19 protein-coding genes and 1 pseudogene are annotated in these 15959 nt (G+C 61.7%); 9 read left to right on the top strand and 11 right to left on the bottom strand.

Annotation, left to right across the window (positions count from 1 at the left end; all coding sequences use genetic code 11):
- The first annotated feature begins 161 nt into the window (after positions 1-161).
- On the top strand, positions 162-425 hold the full coding sequence (locus QYH69_RS32780; protein ID WP_308835830.1) for a hypothetical protein: 264 nt from the start codon (positions 162-164) through the stop codon (positions 423-425).
- A 41-nt stretch (positions 426-466) separates the two neighbouring features.
- Here the strand turns inward: QYH69_RS32780 and QYH69_RS32775 are convergent, their stop codons facing one another.
- The 3 genes from QYH69_RS32775 to QYH69_RS32765 all read right to left on the bottom strand — a co-directional run bounded on the left by QYH69_RS32775 (position 467) and on the right by QYH69_RS32765 (position 2533).
- Entirely contained in the window at positions 467-634 is a 168-nt protein-coding gene (locus QYH69_RS32775; protein ID WP_308835829.1) for a hypothetical protein, read from the bottom strand.
- A 181-nt stretch (positions 635-815) separates the two neighbouring features.
- On the bottom strand, positions 816-1202 hold the full coding sequence (locus QYH69_RS32770; protein WP_308835828.1) for a DUF427 domain-containing protein: 387 nt from the start codon (positions 1200-1202) through the stop codon (positions 816-818).
- 143 nt (positions 1203-1345) lie between these two features.
- The gene (locus tag QYH69_RS32765) at positions 1346-2533 is read right to left on the bottom strand and encodes an MFS transporter (protein WP_308835827.1); all 1188 of its coding nucleotides are present in this window, start codon (positions 2531-2533) and stop codon (positions 1346-1348) included.
- Between the two features lie 292 nt (positions 2534-2825).
- On the opposite strand from QYH69_RS32765, the gene QYH69_RS32760 reads away from it, so the two are divergent.
- Both QYH69_RS32760 and QYH69_RS32755 read left to right on the top strand, forming a co-directional pair.
- Positions 2826-3830, top strand: a complete 1005-nt coding sequence (locus QYH69_RS32760) for a ferritin-like domain-containing protein (protein ID WP_308835826.1) — start codon at positions 2826-2828, stop codon at positions 3828-3830.
- Between the two features lie 155 nt (positions 3831-3985).
- Positions 3986-5053, top strand: coding sequence for a lysylphosphatidylglycerol synthase domain-containing protein (locus QYH69_RS32755; RefSeq protein ID WP_308835854.1), 1068 nt, complete (start codon positions 3986-3988; stop codon positions 5051-5053).
- An 88-nt stretch (positions 5054-5141) separates the two neighbouring features.
- On the opposite strand, the gene QYH69_RS32750 is transcribed toward QYH69_RS32755, so the two are convergent.
- The 5 genes from QYH69_RS32750 to QYH69_RS32730 form a co-directional block, all read right to left on the bottom strand.
- Complete coding sequence (locus QYH69_RS32750; protein WP_308835825.1) at positions 5142-5906, bottom strand: IclR family transcriptional regulator; 765 nt, start codon at positions 5904-5906, stop codon at positions 5142-5144.
- Between the two features lie 74 nt (positions 5907-5980).
- Complete coding sequence (locus QYH69_RS32745; protein ID WP_308835824.1) at positions 5981-6733, bottom strand: amino acid ABC transporter ATP-binding protein; 753 nt, start codon at positions 6731-6733, stop codon at positions 5981-5983.
- Complete coding sequence (locus QYH69_RS32740; RefSeq protein ID WP_308835823.1) at positions 6730-7380, bottom strand: amino acid ABC transporter permease; 651 nt, start codon at positions 7378-7380, stop codon at positions 6730-6732. The genes QYH69_RS32745 and QYH69_RS32740 overlap by 4 nt, the downstream gene beginning before the upstream one ends.
- Before the next feature lie 48 nt (positions 7381-7428).
- Positions 7429-8145, bottom strand: coding sequence for an amino acid ABC transporter permease (locus QYH69_RS32735; RefSeq protein WP_308835822.1), 717 nt, complete (start codon positions 8143-8145; stop codon positions 7429-7431).
- 31 nt (positions 8146-8176) lie between these two features.
- The gene (locus QYH69_RS32730; protein ID WP_308835821.1) at positions 8177-9013 is read right to left on the bottom strand and encodes a transporter substrate-binding domain-containing protein; all 837 of its coding nucleotides are present in this window, start codon (positions 9011-9013) and stop codon (positions 8177-8179) included.
- 22 nt (positions 9014-9035) lie between these two features.
- On the opposite strand from QYH69_RS32730, the gene QYH69_RS32725 reads away from it, so the two are divergent.
- The 3 genes from QYH69_RS32725 to QYH69_RS32715 all read left to right on the top strand — a co-directional run bounded on the left by QYH69_RS32725 (position 9036) and on the right by QYH69_RS32715 (position 11101).
- A complete protein-coding gene (locus tag QYH69_RS32725) occupies positions 9036-9329 on the top strand; it encodes a hypothetical protein (protein WP_308835820.1) in 294 nt (97 codons plus the stop codon).
- Positions 9330-9391: 62 nt separating this feature from the next.
- Positions 9392-10357 (top strand): helix-turn-helix domain-containing protein, encoded by a 966-nt coding sequence (locus tag QYH69_RS32720; protein WP_308835819.1) that lies wholly within the window; start codon positions 9392-9394, stop codon positions 10355-10357.
- A gap of 132 nt (positions 10358-10489) precedes the next feature.
- The gene (locus tag QYH69_RS32715; protein ID WP_308835818.1) at positions 10490-11101 is read left to right on the top strand and encodes an isochorismatase family protein; all 612 of its coding nucleotides are present in this window, start codon (positions 10490-10492) and stop codon (positions 11099-11101) included.
- 6 nt (positions 11102-11107) lie between these two features.
- Here the strand turns inward: QYH69_RS32715 and QYH69_RS32710 are convergent, their stop codons facing one another.
- Positions 11108-11809 (bottom strand): SDR family NAD(P)-dependent oxidoreductase, encoded by a 702-nt coding sequence (locus QYH69_RS32710; RefSeq protein WP_308835817.1) that lies wholly within the window; start codon positions 11807-11809, stop codon positions 11108-11110.
- Positions 11810-12044: 235 nt separating this feature from the next.
- Between QYH69_RS32710 and QYH69_RS32705 the strand changes: the two genes are divergently transcribed.
- Positions 12045-12818 (top strand): alpha/beta fold hydrolase, encoded by a 774-nt coding sequence (locus QYH69_RS32705; RefSeq protein ID WP_308835816.1) that lies wholly within the window; start codon positions 12045-12047, stop codon positions 12816-12818.
- Between the two features lie 102 nt (positions 12819-12920).
- Positions 12921-13025 (top strand): annotated as a pseudogene (locus QYH69_RS32700) (3-ketoacyl-ACP reductase); the annotation flags it as partial.
- 141 nt (positions 13026-13166) lie between these two features.
- Here QYH69_RS32700 and QYH69_RS32695 read toward each other — a convergent pair.
- The gene (locus QYH69_RS32695; RefSeq protein ID WP_308835815.1) at positions 13167-14060 is read right to left on the bottom strand and encodes an amidohydrolase family protein; all 894 of its coding nucleotides are present in this window, start codon (positions 14058-14060) and stop codon (positions 13167-13169) included.
- The gene (locus QYH69_RS32690) at positions 14061-15296 is read right to left on the bottom strand and encodes an MFS transporter (RefSeq protein WP_374992549.1); all 1236 of its coding nucleotides are present in this window, start codon (positions 15294-15296) and stop codon (positions 14061-14063) included.
- Between the two features lie 416 nt (positions 15297-15712).
- On the opposite strand from QYH69_RS32690, the gene QYH69_RS32685 reads away from it, so the two are divergent.
- The gene (locus tag QYH69_RS32685; protein WP_308835813.1) at positions 15713-15895 is read left to right on the top strand and encodes a hypothetical protein; all 183 of its coding nucleotides are present in this window, start codon (positions 15713-15715) and stop codon (positions 15893-15895) included.
- The last annotated feature ends 64 nt before the right edge of the window (positions 15896-15959 follow it).

The following is a 15959-nucleotide window of genomic DNA, read 5'->3' as shown; positions in this document are numbered from 1 at the left end:
GCATCGACAACAAAACAATCCCGCGCCGGCAGTTATTCCCGCTAGCCATGCCACGGTCGCGCGCTGGCGGCGCCCTTTGCATCGCGCTAGACTGACAAGCAGCGTGCAACGAATACGACACGTTTCATGAACGTGACCGCACATTCGATGGAGATTGACCGATGGATCACACGAAGCTGACCGCGCACTTTCCGACGATCGATGTGGAACTGACCCGGCGCGACCTGCCCGAAAAAAACGGCGAGGTCGTGACGATTCATATCACCGCCACCCCGTCGTTCGACGCTGCCGCACGATCGCTGCTGCAGCCGGGTCTATTTGCATTCGCCGGTCCACTGATGTTCTGGACGGAGATGATGCGCGTCTGGCAGCCGTGGTTGCCGGCCGCGTTCGCGCGAGCGCTACCGTCGCCCAAGCCGGACTGAAGCGCTTGATGAAGTACTGAAAAGGTGCCTGTCGTCAACGCCTAGCGGTCGCGGCCGCGAATCCTCTTCGCCGCGGTAATCACCGCGATGCCTGCCATGATCACCGCAACGATCGCGACCGTGTGCTGCGACACATGCAGGGTGACGAGCGCCCATGCGATGCCGGCAATCAGAATCAGCCATCCCACGAGATAAACGACCAGCGTCATCGAAGGCTCCGTTCGGGTATCGGAAAGCGGACATTGAGCTTATAAGGCAGTTGCCCTAAGCGCCCAGCCAAGCTTTCTTTTCGAAAGCAAATTCGATACCCGCCCGGAAACACCGCACGTACGGCGCGCGATCACGCGCCTTTGAAGACCTTAAGCGGACGCTCGCCGAAATGCCGGAAGATCAGCCCGGCTGGATCTGTATCGCGTCGACACGGTCCGGATAGAACGCGAGATGACCTTTGATCGCGCTCACCGCGTCGTAAGGATTTTCGTATGTCCAGACCGCATTGAGCGACCGGTCGCCGCCGGCGGTAATACTGTAGTAAGTGCATTCGCCCTTGTACGGGCAATAGGTTGCATGCGAAGTGCGCTCGAGTTGCGCCATATCCGCATCTTCGCGCGGAATATAGAGCACTTCCGGATACGACGCCTCGCGCAGCACGAGTGCGTTTCTCGTATCGGCAATCACCTTGCCGGCCACCACAACCACGATATGCGACGGGCTTTTCGTTACCGTGATCGGATGATCGGGCCCGGGAATTTTCACCGTCTTCACCGTATTCTGCATATGCGACCTCATCGAATGGCGGAGCATAACGCGATGGCCTGATACGGCCAGGCCGCGACCAGCGGCCATCATATGCCGATCCGAAAACCTGCGTCCGTGTAAGGTCTTCCCGCCATGTGCAGCGCGGTAACCGCCTTGCGAGGTCACCCTTTCGTTTCATCGCGCCCGGCCAGCAGCGGGCGCGTGCTGCGATCGGCGATCAGTTGCACGAGCACCGATGCGAACGAGAACGCGAGCCCTGTCGCGCAGACACCGGCCCAGCCCCAGACACTCCAGGCGAACGTGCCCACTGCGGTACCCAGTGCGCCGCCCGCAAAACGAATCGTCATATAAAGCGTATTGATTCGGTTCATCGCACCCGCGCTGATGCCCATATTGCGCGACATGTTCGCGACGTGTCCGATCTGCACGCCGAAGTCGAGCACGATCACACCGGCAACGAGCCCCGTAATCGACCCGCCGACCAGCGCGAACACGCCATACGCGATAACCATCGCCATGCTGCCGGCGAGCACGACGCCGCGCGCATCGCCACGATCGGTCCATTTTCCCGACACTGTCGACGCACTCGCCCCGACCACGCCGACAAGGCCGAACAGACCGGCCGTCGCGCTGCCGTAGCGCGCATCGATCGCATGCAGGTGAAACGCAAGCGTGGTCCAGAACGCGCTGAAGGCGGCGAATTGCAGCGCGGCGATGGCCGAGGTATGGCGGATCAGCGGCGCTTCGCGCAGCAGCGTCCAGAGCGAGCCCATCAGGCTTTTCCAACTGCCCGGGAAAGCCGGCTCGGTGCGCGGCACGATCGCGAGCAGCATGAGGACGACGCCGACCATCGCCGCCGCGGCGATGCCGTATACCGCACGCCAGCCGTACGATTCGGCCAGCAAGCCGGACACGGTGCGCGACAGCAGAATGCCGCACAGCAAACCGAACATCACCGTGCCGACAGCCCTGCCGCGCTGCTGTGGTCCGGCCAGTTGCGCAGCCAGCGGCGTCAGCAGTTGCGGCGTCACGCTCGTCAGGCTCGTCACGAAGCTCGCCACGACGAGCCATGCGAGCGTCGGCGCAAAAGCGGTAGCAACCAGCGCCAGCGCCGCGGCGAGCAGCGTGACCGTGAACAGCGTCGTGCGCCGCATCATGTCGCCAAGCGGAACGAAGAGCAGCAGGCCAAGCGCATAGCCCGTCTGTGCGGCGACCGACGCGGAACCGGCCGCGCGCTCGGTCACATTGAACGTATGCGCGAAATCGACGAGCAAGGGCTGGTTGTAATAGTTGTTTGCGACGACGACGCCTGCGGCCAGCGCCATCGCCCAATAAACCGATCGATTCATTCGTGGAAGTCCCTCTACGTGTCGGAATGTGCGCTGATGGCCGAATGCCGGATAGCGGACCGCTGACGGCGTCGCGCAACATGATCTGTTCGCAAGAACGTTACGCAATGTGCCGCGATTCGTCTGATTACGCAATCGGCAGTGCAAACACCGCACAAAGCGAGCCGGACTCGCGGCACGCTCGTGGTGCAAGATGCAAAACCCGTCCTACCATGGATCATGTGGCACGCACGGGTGGTTATTGGAGATTGGGGTGACTGCGGACAATCCATTCACGCAGGGGGTCACGAGCATGGAACCTCAGCTTCTCGACGATCCGGTCCTCGACCCGTTCGATGCGGCGCAACTGGTGCCGGGATTTCGTCCACCGCGCCAAAGCGGCGCGCTCGACGCGGCGGCACTCGAGGCCGCGACGCACAGGTCCGTTCAATGGCGAAGCGCAATCGATGGCCCGCTCGTGCCCGGCGGCAACACACACAAGCGCGAGATGTGCCGCATGTTTCGCGAGACCTTCAATCCGTACCGCCCTGCCGTACTCGATTGGCCGCGACTCGATGCGGCCACGCTCGAACGCCTGACGTCGCTGCCGACCTGGGACATCGCCGTGCAGACCGAAGGCAAGGCACGGCTGCGCATGGCCGCTTACGCGAGTACCGTCGAAGATGCCGAGGTGCGCGCGGCGCTCGCGCTCAACGCATGGGAAGAAAGCCGCCATAAGGAAGTGCTGTCGCGCATGGTAAGCGCATACGGTATTGAGCTCGCCCGCGAAATACCGTACGCATACCCGAGCGACCCCGAATGGGCGTATCTGGTCACGGGCTACAGCGAATGCATCGACAGCTTTTTCGCATTTGGACTGTTCGAGGTGGCGCGGCGCTCCGGTTTTTTCCCGCCCGAACTGATCGATACGTTCGAACCCGTGATGCAGGAAGAATGCAGACATATCCTGCTGTTCGCGAACTGGGTCGCGTGGCACCGGGCCAATCTGAATGTGCGGCAACGCATTTGCTTCGAGCTGAAAGTGGCTGCGGCCTGGGTGTTTCTCGGCTGGGAACGTATCGGCCTCGCACGCTCGCTCGATGCGGACGGTAACGAACAGAGCGTCGATAACAACTTCACGGTCACGGGTGCACAATCGATGTCGGCGGAGCATATCAGCGCGCGCGAACTGATGCTGCTGTGCCTGAAAGAAAACGATCGTCGCTTTTCCGGCTACGACGAACGCCTGCTGCGCCCGCGGACCATGCCGGCACTCACGCGCTTTGCATTGCGTTTCATCCGCAAGCGCAAGTCGTAAAACGCGCGAGCGGATGCGCGCGTCTCACCCACCACACGAGGCGAACGATGCGATTACCCCGCCTGGTGCGCACCGATTCAGATGGCCGTGCGTCGCCGCGGCCGCGCGGTCCGCTGCACCGCCGCTTTCGCATCGCGATGCCGGGCGGCCGCGCGATGCGATACTTTGGCCGCATCGCCGCCGCAGCGGGATTACTGATTGCCTTGTGGCTCGTATCGAATGACGACCCCGAGGCGGTGATGTCGCTTGTGCGCACGGCGGCGGCCGGCCTTGTCGTCGCCGCACTCGCGCACGTGCTGCATATGCTCGCGAACGCGCGCGCATGGCAAACGCTGATGCTCGATCCACCGGTGCCGCGTTACCGCACATTGCTGGGTCTGATCTGGATTCGCGAATCGATCAATGGCCTGTTGCCCGTGGCGCGAATCGGCGGCGATCTGATCGCGTTCCGGCTGCTTCTTAAGAGCGGCTTTCCAACGTCGGCATGCGCAGCCAGTCTGATCGTCGACATGCAACTGACCGTCATCAGCCAGCTGCTATTTGCCGCAGTCGGCATCGCCTATCTGTTCGAGCACGTGCACTCCGACGCGTTGCGCACTGTCGGCAACCTTGCGTGGGGCATCGTGCTGATCGCGCCCGCGTTCGCGATATTTGCTGCGATCCAGCACGCGCGTCCGTTCGAACGGATGATGCGCGCGCTCGATCGCATTGCGAGCGGCAAGCTCGCGCAGTTAGTCGGCAAATCCGCCGATATCGACGAAACGATCAAGGGCATCTGGCGTCGACGCGCCATCATCTTGCGCTATCTGTTTGTCTGGCAGCCGCTGCAGGCAATCGGCACATCGCTTCAGATCTGGCTTGCGCTTTACTTCTTCGACACGCCTGTTAGCTTTGCAGAGGCGTTCGTCATCGATTCGCTGGTTCAGGTGGCCGCCAGCGCCGCGTTCTTCGTGCCGGCCGCACTCGGCGTGCAGGAAGGCGGCTTTCTGCTGATCGGCGGCATGCTCGGCCTTGAACCGGCGACCTGTCTCGCGCTTGCCGGTGCGCGACGGGTGCGCGATTTCGTGATCTTCGTGCCCGGCATGCTTGCATGGCAAATCGCGGAATCGCGCATCGCAGGCTCGGGTTCAACCGCAAGCACGCGTCACGCCGGTAACGCCGTTTCAATCGCCGCTAAAGCAGGCGCCGATGCAAGCACCGATGCAGACGGCCTGGAACCTTGACAGGGCTGACATTGATGGCTCATGGACTTTGCATTGCCGCACCGAAGAAAAGACTCCTGCGCCTTCGCAGCAGCTTTCGCTTCCAGCCTTATCGCGCGTACGTTTGCGACAACGCTTTAGCCGAGCGAATCAGATCGTCGAGCATTGCGGCACGCTTGGCCGCGTCCGTGTCGCGTCCGGTCATGAAGCAGAGCGCGGCCACCGCATGGCCCATGCGGTCGCGAATCGGCGCGGCCATGCAGCAGCGGAACGTCTGCGACAAGCCTTCGGTGCAACAGTAGCCCAGTTGAGCTGCGCGCTCGACATCATGCAGAAAATCGTCGAAGACGATGCGCGTGCCGTTGTCGAGTACGAAATCTTCGTCCGGAATCAGTGCACGAATTTCCGCGGCGCTCAGATGCGCGAGCAGCAGCCGGCCGGTTGCGGTCCACGGAATCGGCACCCTGACGCCAATATCGGAGCTGATATTGAACGGGCGCGCGCTGTTTTCCGACAGCACCACCGTGTACTTGTTGCCTTCGAGCATGCAGAGCTGCGCGGTCTCGTCGTGAACTTTCACGAGCGAAAGAATGGTTTGATGCGCGCGGCTGATCAGATCGTTATGCACCGCATAGTCGGCGCCGTAGTAATGCATCTCGCGGCCGAAAAACACGCTGCCGTCCGGCCGCGTTTCAAGCCAGCCCGCCTCGGTCAGGATCGTCACGAGTTCGTAGACGCTCGAGCGCGGTGCGCCGGTCGATTCGATCAGTTCACGCATCGTGAGCGGACGCCTCGCGTCATGCAACTGCCTCAGCAACGCAACCACGCGATCGACACCTCGCGCCCGTGTCGATTCGCTGGAAGATGCGCTCACGGCAGCACCGGACGATGCGGGCGCCGCGTGTGCGCCGCCATCGCGGCGTCCGGACTTCGAGTTCAGATTTGCTCTCAATGGTCGAGCACCCGATGCAGGAACTGGCGCGTGCGCTCGTTGGCCGGGTTGACGAACATCTGCTCGGGCACGCCCTGCTCCGCGATCACGCCTTTGTCCATGAACACGACGCGGTCCGCGGTCTTGCGCGCAAAGCCCATTTCATGCGTGACGACGACCATCGTCATGCCGTCGCGCGCGAGGCCGCGCATCACTTCCGTGACCTCGCCGACAAGTTCGGGATCGAGCGCGGAGGTCGCTTCGTCGAAGAACATGATGCCGGGCTCGACCGCCAGCGCGCGCGCGATTGCGACGCGCTGTTGCTGGCCACCCGACAACTGGCTCGGATAATGCTCCGCCCGATCGGCAAGGCCCACGCGATCGAGCGTTTCCATCGCGCGCCTGCGCGCATCGGCCGGACTCATTTTGCGCGCCTTGATCAGCGCGAGCGTAACGTTGCCGAGCGCACTCTTATGCGGAAACAGATTGAACTGCTGAAACACCATGCCGACATGTCCACGAATTTCCCTCGCGCGCCGCGCATCGTGCAACGGCACGTTGTTGACCCACACTTCACCGGCATCGGCTGTTTCGAGCCCGCTCATGATGCGCAGCACCGTGCTCTTGCCGGAACCCGATGCGCCGATCAGCACGAGTACCTCACCGGCTTTCACGTCGAGATTCACATCGCGCAGCACCTGCGTGGCGCCAAACGACTTGCTGACGCCGGACAGATTGATCGCCGGCCTGCCCTGCGCGTTCGTGGTCATGACAGCACGCTCCTTCTCCGATCGTGACGGCGCACCCACTGCGACAGCGGAAAGCACACGATGAAATACAGCACGGCGACCAGCCCGTAAATCTCGACGGGCTTGCCTACGCGGTCGACAATCGCCTGACCGCCATGCATCAGTTCCGACATGCCGATCATGCTGACAATCGACGTATCCTTGATCAGCGACAGATACTGACCGATCAGCGGCGGCAGCACGATGCGGCCGGTTTGCGGCAGCACCACCGAAAAAAACGTCTGCAGCTTGCTCAGGCCGAGAATTTGCGAGACTTCCCATTGCCCCTTCGGCACCGCCTCGATACCGGAGCGAAATACCTCGGCAATATAGGCGCCCTGGTACACGCTCAAGCCGACCGCGCCCGCCGCGAAGACGTCGATCGCGTAACCGAAGTACGACACGCCGAAATAGATGAAAAGCAGCGTGATCAGCACCGGCGAGCCGCGAAAGAGCTCGGTATAGAGCTTTGCGATATAGCGCGTGCCGGGCGGCCCGAAGGTGCGCAACACGGCGGCGAACAGCCCGATCAGCGTTCCGCCGATAATCGACGCCACCGATAGCAGCAAGGTGGCCCACAATCCTTGCAGCAGGATCGACAGGCTGTTCAATAGCAGTTCGCTCGACATGGTCGGTCTCTTGCGCCTGAATGCTCAAATACGCGATTGCACGGGTGCTCAGGTGCGGTCCACCTGGCGCGCGAAGAAAAACGCCCGCCGCGTGCGCTTTTTCATTTCGAGCGGCGGATGAAACACGCGTGCACCGATCTGCGCCGCAATCCACGAAAGCGCATTGCTAAGGATCAGATAAATGACAAGCGCAATGGTGAACGTCTGCACATAGAGCAACGTGCGCGAATTGATCACCGTCGCGGTGCCGCTTAGCTCCGGCAGAGCGATCGCCGACAGCAGCGATGTGCCGAGCAGCAGCTGGATCAGGTTGTTGACGATCGCCGGATAGACGGCACGCGCCGCTTGCGGCAACACGACGTCGACGAAGATTTGCGAGCGCTGCATGCCAAGAATCGATGCCGCTTCGAGTTGCCCGCGCGGCACCGACTGAATGCCCGCACGAAACACTTCCGCAAGATAGGCACCGACATTCACACCGAGCGCGATCACGCCCGCCGTGTACGCATCGAGCCGGATGCCCAGCGTTGGCAAACCGAAGAACACGATAAAAATCTGCAGCAGCACCGGCGTATTGCGGATCGCCTCGATATAGATGCTCGCGATCCAGCGCAGCACCATCACGCGCGCCGAACCCGCAAGCGCGGTCAGAAGGCCGAGCGCGATCGAAAGCACAAACGCAAGCAGCGTGACCTGCAGCGTCAGCCACGCCGCGCGAACGAAATCGTTCGCGTAACCGGCGAGGGTCATCCATTGGTAGCTCATCGCTTCTCCGTGCGCCGCAGCGGCAAAAGGCCTAGAACTGCGGGTTCAGCGGATAGTGCGGATTGACGCCGAACCATTTCTTGTACAACTGCTGGTTCAGCTTCGACGCGTTGATCTGGAACAGGAACAGGTTCAGATAATCGAGCCACACCTGATCGCCTTGCTTGACACCGAAGCCGTTGTATTCGAGCGGCACGAGTGCTTCGTCGGTTACCGTCAGCTCGGGGTCGAGCTTCGCCTGATACGCGAGGAAGTTGTTGTCCTCGATCATCGCGTCGGCCTGGCCTTGCTTGACTGCGAGAATCGCCGCCTGCGAGCTGTCGTATTCCTGAATCTTGACCTGTATGTTCAGAGAACGTACTTCGTCGCCGTTCGTCGAGCCTTTGACGGTGGCAATCGTGCGATTCGACATGTCCTTGATCGACTTGATGCCGCTGCTTTTCTTCACGAGCAGCGCTTCGCTCGCCACCACATACGGATTGGTGAACGAGATTTCCTTCGCGCGTTCGAGGTTTCGCGTGAAATTGCAGAACACGACGTCGACCTTGCTGGTCTGCAGGTTCGGAATGCGGTTCGCGCTGGTCGTATTGACCATTTCGAGCTTCACGCCCATCTGCTTGGCGAGTTCTTTCGCGAGATCGACGTCATAGCCGTCGGGCGCGCCGGACTGATCGTAGAAACCGAACGGCGCAAAGCTCAGGCAGTCGCCGACGCGTAGCGATCCGCGCTGCAAAACCTGTTTGAGCGTCGAGTCGCCCGCGCCCGCGCTCTGCGCGGGTGTGTCGACTTTCGTGCAGGCGGCGAGCGCCAGCACTGCGGCAACAGCGGACAGGCAGAGAAATCTTGCGCTGGCTTGGGCGAGTCTCATTGTTGGCGTCCCCGATCGGAAGATGGAAATATTCAACGATGCGCAGTCCGATATATCGGAATCGAGTCCGATACGACAGATGGCAGCGAGTGTTTCATGGACAGAAATTCCGCGCAACCGGGAAAACGCGGGGTTCGGCGGCCGGCACCTCGTCGGGCATTCATTTCATTTCAATTCTTTCTTCTTCAAATCGAAATGGCTTTCTTCGATATATCCGTATGCAAGTGAAACGTTTGAAATAGCAGCATTGAAAATCAGATTATTTATTGCATATATTCGCGCGCTTGAATTACCGGGTATTCACGGCAGGCTATAAGCCGTTTCAGAGACACGCTGTGATAGGATCAAAAGCAATCATTTGTCGTTTGGGGACGGTGCGTGTCTCACACCATTGCGGTCATCGCATTCCACGGAGTCAGTGCATTTCACCTGTCCGTACCTTCTATCGTATTCGGCGACAACCTGCTCAAGCTTGGCGTGCCCCGCTACGAAGTCGTTCTCTGCGCCGAAAAACCCGGCCCGATACCGACGATGTCCGGCTTCGATATTGACGTCCGGCAAGATCTCACCGTGCTCGCAAGCGCGGACACGGTCATCATGCCGGCCTGGCGCAATACGGAAGAGCGTCCCTCGGGCGCGTTGCTCGACGCACTGCGCGCGGCGCACGCGCGAGGCAGCCGGATGGTCGGGTTGTGCCTCGGCTCATTCGTGCTCGCACACGCCGGTTTACTCGACGGACGTAAAGCGTCCACGCATTGGGCGTGGGCCGAAGAATTCGAAGCAGCGTTCGCACAGGTGCAACTCGATCGGGATGCGCTTTATATCGAGGACGGCAACATTCTGACCTCCGCCGGAACTGCGGCGGCAATCGACTGCTGCCTGCACCTCGTGCGTCGCGATCACGGCGCCGACATCGCGAATCAGGTCGCACGGCGGCTCGTGGTCGCGCCTCATCGACACGGCGGCCAGGCGCAATATATCGAAAAGCCGCTACCGGAATCCGACGACCGCGATCCGTTGTCATCGACCCTCACGTGGGCGCTCACCCATCTCGACGCGCCTCACAACCTCGAGAGTCTCGCAGCCCATGCCAGCATGAGCGTGCGCACTTTCACCCGGCACTTTCGCAAGAAGACCGGCACGACATTGACTCGATGGCTGCTTAATCATCGTCTCCAGCGGGCCCAGCGCCTGCTCGAAACCGGCAACTGTTCGATCGACGTCGTTGCCGAAACCGCGGGCTTCAAGTCGACTGTCACGTTCCGCCAACACTTTACGCAGGCGTTCTCCATTCCGCCCGCGGCATACCGGAAACAGTTCCAGTCCCAGCAGCTTCTGTCCTGAAAGCGGCGCGAGATCGATTCGCAACAATGGTGGATTGGCCGAATTTCATCGCATCGTGTCGCGGGAGCCACTTTTCGTCTGGGCGGATTTTCCGAACAATGACCATCTATTCCGACGACAGGAGATGACACCATGCGAAATCCGACCATTCGAACGCTCGCCGGATCCGCCGCGCCCCGCACGCTCGATGCGGCACGAACGGCACTGCTCGTAATCGACTTCCAGAACGAATACTTCCACGGCAAGCTGCCGATCCCCGACGGCCCGAAGGCGCTCGCGAATACGCTGCGTCTGATCGAACGCGCGGACGCCGACGGCATCGAAGTGTTCCACGTTCAGCATGTGGCGCCCGCGGCCAATCCGGTGTTCGCCGACGGTAGCGCGAGTTCGCAGATTCACGCCGGGATCCGGCCCGCGGCTCACCATCAGCTCGTCAGAAAAACGTCGGTCAGCGTATTTCCGACCACCGACATCGACACGCGCCTCAAACGGAAGCAAATCGACACGCTGATTATCACCGGCCTGATGACGCATGCGTGCGTCGCGGGTGCCGCGCGTGACGCCGTGCCGCTCGGCTACAAGGTGATCGTGGTCGACGACGCATCGGCCACGCGCGATATCGACGCCGGCAACGGAGAAACGATCTCGCATCGTGCGTTGCATCGCGCGGCGCTTACGTCGATCGAGGATACGTTTGGCGATGTCATGACGACGGATGCGATATTGGGGTTGCTTGCCAAGTGAGCTGATCTAGACGCGCCCTGCAACCGGAATCAACGCCCCGGTCACGCATTGCGCGTCCTGCGACAACAGAAACGCAATCACGCCCGCGATCTGCTCGGGCGTGACCCACCGTGCGAAATCGGCCTCGGGCATATCGGCGCGGTTTTGCGGCGTGTCGATAATCGAAGGCAGGATCGCATTGACGGTGACGCCCTTGTCCTTCAACTCGTCGGCGAGCGCTTCGGTCAAGCGCATCACCGCGGATTTCGACGCTGTATACGCGCCCATACCGGTGCCGGCCTTCAACGCGGCCAAAGCGCCGAGGTTGACGATGCGTCCAGCGCCGCCGGCAGTCAGCTGCGCAAGCGCTGCTTTCGATGCGTTGAGCGCCGTTTTTACATTCACATCGAACAGCTGCTCCCAACTGTGCGCGCTGCCGTCGGCAATCGTCTCCCAGCGGAATCCGCCGGCCACATTGACAAGCGCATTAAGCGCACCGAAGCGCCCAACGATCGTTGCAACCGCAACTTCCGCTGCTTGCGGATCGGTGAGGTCGAGGTGCTCGACGACACATGCGTGCGCCAGTTCGGCCGGCAGCGTAGCCGGCGCCGCGCCGCGGCCGATCAGCGCGACTTGCGCGCCGCGCTGCGCCAGCACACGCGCCGTGACGAGGCCAAGCGCTCCGAATGCGCCCGTCACGGCAACAATGGTTCCTTGCAGGGTGTTCATAAGCGTAACCTCCTTAGCGAAGCGCTGCGACGCGCAATCGGCCCACCGTGGTATCCGTCAAGGCAAGCGACTGAGCATCATAACGCCGTGCAAGGAGCGCGCGTCGCAAAGCGGGCGCCTTGCACCTATCGCAGTTGCCGCTGCAGTGATTACTATACGAAGCGACATCGGCGAAACGGACCCGCGCCGATCGCCCCCGTCCGCCAGAACAACTGTCGAAGAACGGAGACTCGCAATGAGCACCGCCCTCCCGTCATCCCATACACAGCCCGAACCTGAACGGAGTCACACGTTTGTGCTGATCCACGGCGCATCGCATGGCGGCTGGTGCTGGCGATTCATCGCCGACGCACTGCGCGCGAAAGGGCATCGGGTCTTTACCCCGACGCTGACAGGCCAGGGCGAACATCGCCATCTGCTGAGCGCGGTGACTTCGCTCGACGTGCCGATCACCGACATCGAAAACCTGCTCGAAGCGGAAGAACTGGAAGACGTCGTGCTCGTCGGCCACAGTTACGGCGGGCTCGTCGCTTCGGGTGTAGCCGACCGCCGCCCCGGCGCCCTGCGCTCACTCGTGTTTCTCGACAGTCTGCTGGTCGAAAGCGGCAGGACCCCGATGGATATCCTGCCGCGCCATATCGTCGAAGAACGGATGGCCAGGATCAAGGAGAGCGGCCGGCCGCTCGAAATGCAGCCGCCGACGCTTAGCGCAATGGGCATACCCGACGATCATCCACGCGCCGCGTGGGTTCGCCGCCGCGTGACACCGCATCCGCTCGCCACCTACCGCACGCCGCTTACGCTGCGCAACCCGATCGGCAACGGCCTGCCTTGCACCTATGTGCATTGCACGCAGCCCTCGTACGACGCGCTCGCCCCGGTCCGCGAATGGGTCCGTTCGCTGGAGGGCTGGCGTTGGGAAGAGCTTGCGTCCGGCCATGACGCGATGGTGCTGGACCCCGATCTGCTTGCCGGTCTGCTCGCAAGACTGGCCTTGCGCACCGCGTAGCCTGACAGGCTCGGCCTTGCCTCGCGCCCGTCACATGCTTTGCAAAGGATGACCAAATCAGATCGATCCATTCGACAGCGCATTAAAGCAAGGAGAATTCAGATGGCCGAAACTTCCAGTCGTGTAGCAATCGTGACAGGCGCATCGGGCGGCATCGGCGGCGCGACCGCCGTACGCCTCGCACGTGACGGTTTCGATATCGCCGTCACCTAGCGGGCAAACGGCGGCTTCGCCTAAACAACGGTGCCGTCGGCGCGGTGCGCCGTCGCATGCACGAAAACGCAACGTTCGGGCGCTTCGCGAAACTTGCCGCTGCGCCGCAGTATGGAAACGCGGCAACTGGCGCGGTTACGGTTTGAAACCATACAACGAGTGCGCGTTGGTTGTGAGTATCTGTTCGCGCAGCGTCGCATCGGGCACCCATAGCGCGAGGGTATCGAGCAACTGGCTAACCGTAGGCATCGTGTTCCACTGCGCAACGTGCGGCCAGTCAGAGCCCCACACGCAACGCTTCGGCGCTGCATCGGCAAGCGCCTGTGCATACGCGATCGTGTCGCGATACGGCGGCTCCTGCGCGCTTAACCGGTACGCGCCCGACAGCTTGACCCATGCGCCATCGCGCACGAGCCCGACAAGTCGCTGAAATCCATCGGACCGCACACCGGTCGAAGTCGGCAAATGACCCATATGGTCGACGACGATCGGCGAGCGCATTCTGGCGAGCCGCGGCCCGAGTTCGGTCAGATCGCGCGCATCGAGCAGAAACTGGATGTGCCACCCCCAATCGCGGGCAAGCGCATCGTATTCATCGAGTTGCGCGAACGAAATACCGCCGCCGCCGAATAGTACATTGATCCGCATGCCAACTGCGCCGGCGTCGACCATCGCCTGATAATCGGCATCCGCAAGTCCGAGTGTGGGTACGACCACGCCTTTTAGCCGCTCGCGATTCGCACACATGGTCTCGAGCATGAGCGTGTTGTCCTGACCGTGCACGCTGACCTGAATCAACACGCCATAGGTCGAACCGGTCTCGTCGAGCATGCGCAAATACGCGTCGGCCGGCGCAGGTGAGGGCGTGTAGGCACGATCGGGCATCCACGGATAGCGTGGCGGCTCGCCGATCACATGCGCATGCGTGTCCACCGCGTGTGCAGGCATCGTAAAGGCGGTCGGCCCGCTTTGCTGCGCGGGCGGCGCCGGGCATAGCGGCGCGCGGCCGTCGGTATCGGCTGCAGTCACTTAGATATCCTCCAGGGCAATGCCGCGAGTTTCAGGCAGGAACATGATGCTCGCGAGCATCAGCGCATAAGCGAACACCGCGAGGGTCGCAATCGCGGTTGCGAGCCCAAAATGCTTCGAGAACACCCCGACGAGCGTCGGAAAAATTGCTCCCATGCCGCGGCCGAAGTTGTAGCAGAACCCCTGCCCCGAGCCGCGCAAACGCGTCGGGTAGAGTTCGGTGAGAAACGGACCGACGCCGGCGAGATATCCGCTGGCGAAAAAGCCGAGCGGAAAGCCGAGCCATAGCATCACGTTGTTGCCGATCGCGAGCTGCGTATAAGCAAGCACCGAGACGATCGCGACAATCGCGAACGACACAAACAACGTCTTGCGACCGAAGCGGTCGGAAATCCACGCGCCGGTCAGATAGCCTGCGATACTTCCCGCGATCAGAAAGCCCAGATAGCCCGTCGAATTGATCACGCTCAAATGACGCTCGGTTTTCAGGAACGTCGGTATCCACGTCGAGATCGCGTAATAGCCGCCCTGGCAGCCCATCACGAAGATCGCCCCGAGCACCGTCGTGCGCAATTGCGGCCCACGGAAGATTTCGAATAACGAAGGCGCCCTGGCGCTTTTCGCCGCGGCGGTTGCGATAGTTTCCTCGCCGCGCGCCCGCGCAGCGATGCGCGGTTCCTGCACATAGCGCCGCGCAAAGAGCAGCAGCACGGCGGGCACGGCGCCTGCGGCAAACATCGCGCGCCACGCGAAATGCGGCGGCAGCAGCGAAAACATGATTGCCTGCAACAACGCAGCAGCACCCCAACCGACACCCCACGCGGATTGCACCGAACCGACCGCGCGGCCGCGATAGGCCGGACGAATCGTTTCGCCTATCAGCACCGCGCCAGCGGCCCATTCGCCGCCGAAGCCAAAACCGAGCAGTCCCCGCGCGATCATCAACTGATCGAAGTTCTGTGCCAGCGCACAAAGCAAACTGAAAAGACAGAACCAGCCAACCGTAAGCTGCAGTGTCAGCACGCGGCCGATCCGATCGGCCAGATACCCGGCAAGCCATCCGCCGATTGCCGATGTCAGCAGCGTGACCGTTACGGCAAGCCCCGCGATGCTCGCTTCGACGTGCCACAACGTCGTGATCGTGCCGATAACCAGCGGATACACCATGAAATCGAGCGCGTCGAGGCCCCAACCGAAGAAGCAGGTCCAGAATGTGCGCCGCTCGGGCGGGGTCATCTGGCGGTAAAAGGCGGCAAGACCGGTGTCGTCGCCGGTGAGCGTTGCGCGCTGGGCGCGACCGTTTTCGGCGGCCGCATCGTGCCGTCTGCTTTGAAACTGCGCCATCCGCTTGTCTCCTTTGTTCCCCGCTTGGGAAAGCGCGACGCTCATCACCGCTTCATCGCTGCAGCAGCAATTCGCTCTCCAAGGGCCGAGTTGCGTATGTCCATCAGCTGTCTTATTGTATGACGACCCGAGTCTGCGGACGTATATCGATCTTGTCAATTATTTTTGCCGGCAACTCATGGCCGCAACCCAGGCCGCAACCCAGGCCGCAACCAAGCCGCAACTTAGGCGCAATCCGGGCGCAATGAAACGCAGCACAGCATGCGCCAATCGCACCCGTCGCGCTCATTCAACCAGGAGCCGATCCAATGACCACCGCTTCGGTCAATATCGCCGTACTCGACGACTATCAACAGGTCGCCCCCGCCCTCGCCGATTGGGCAAGCCTGCAACCTCGCGCAAACACTGTGTTCTTTCACGATCACATTGCCGATCGCGACGCGCTCGCCGCACGCCTCGCTCCGTTCGATGCAGTCGTAGTCGGATCGTAGCCATGTCGTTCTGTGAGCCAAGGAGTTGGTAGAATGTTTTGTCTTCCTAAGACCGCTTGGCTTC

Origin of the sequence: Paraburkholderia sp. SARCC-3016 (assembly GCF_031119615.1) — a bacterium.
Lineage (GTDB): Bacteria > Pseudomonadota > Gammaproteobacteria > Burkholderiales > Burkholderiaceae > Paraburkholderia.
This window is presented reverse-complemented; position numbering and strand designations above follow the sequence as displayed.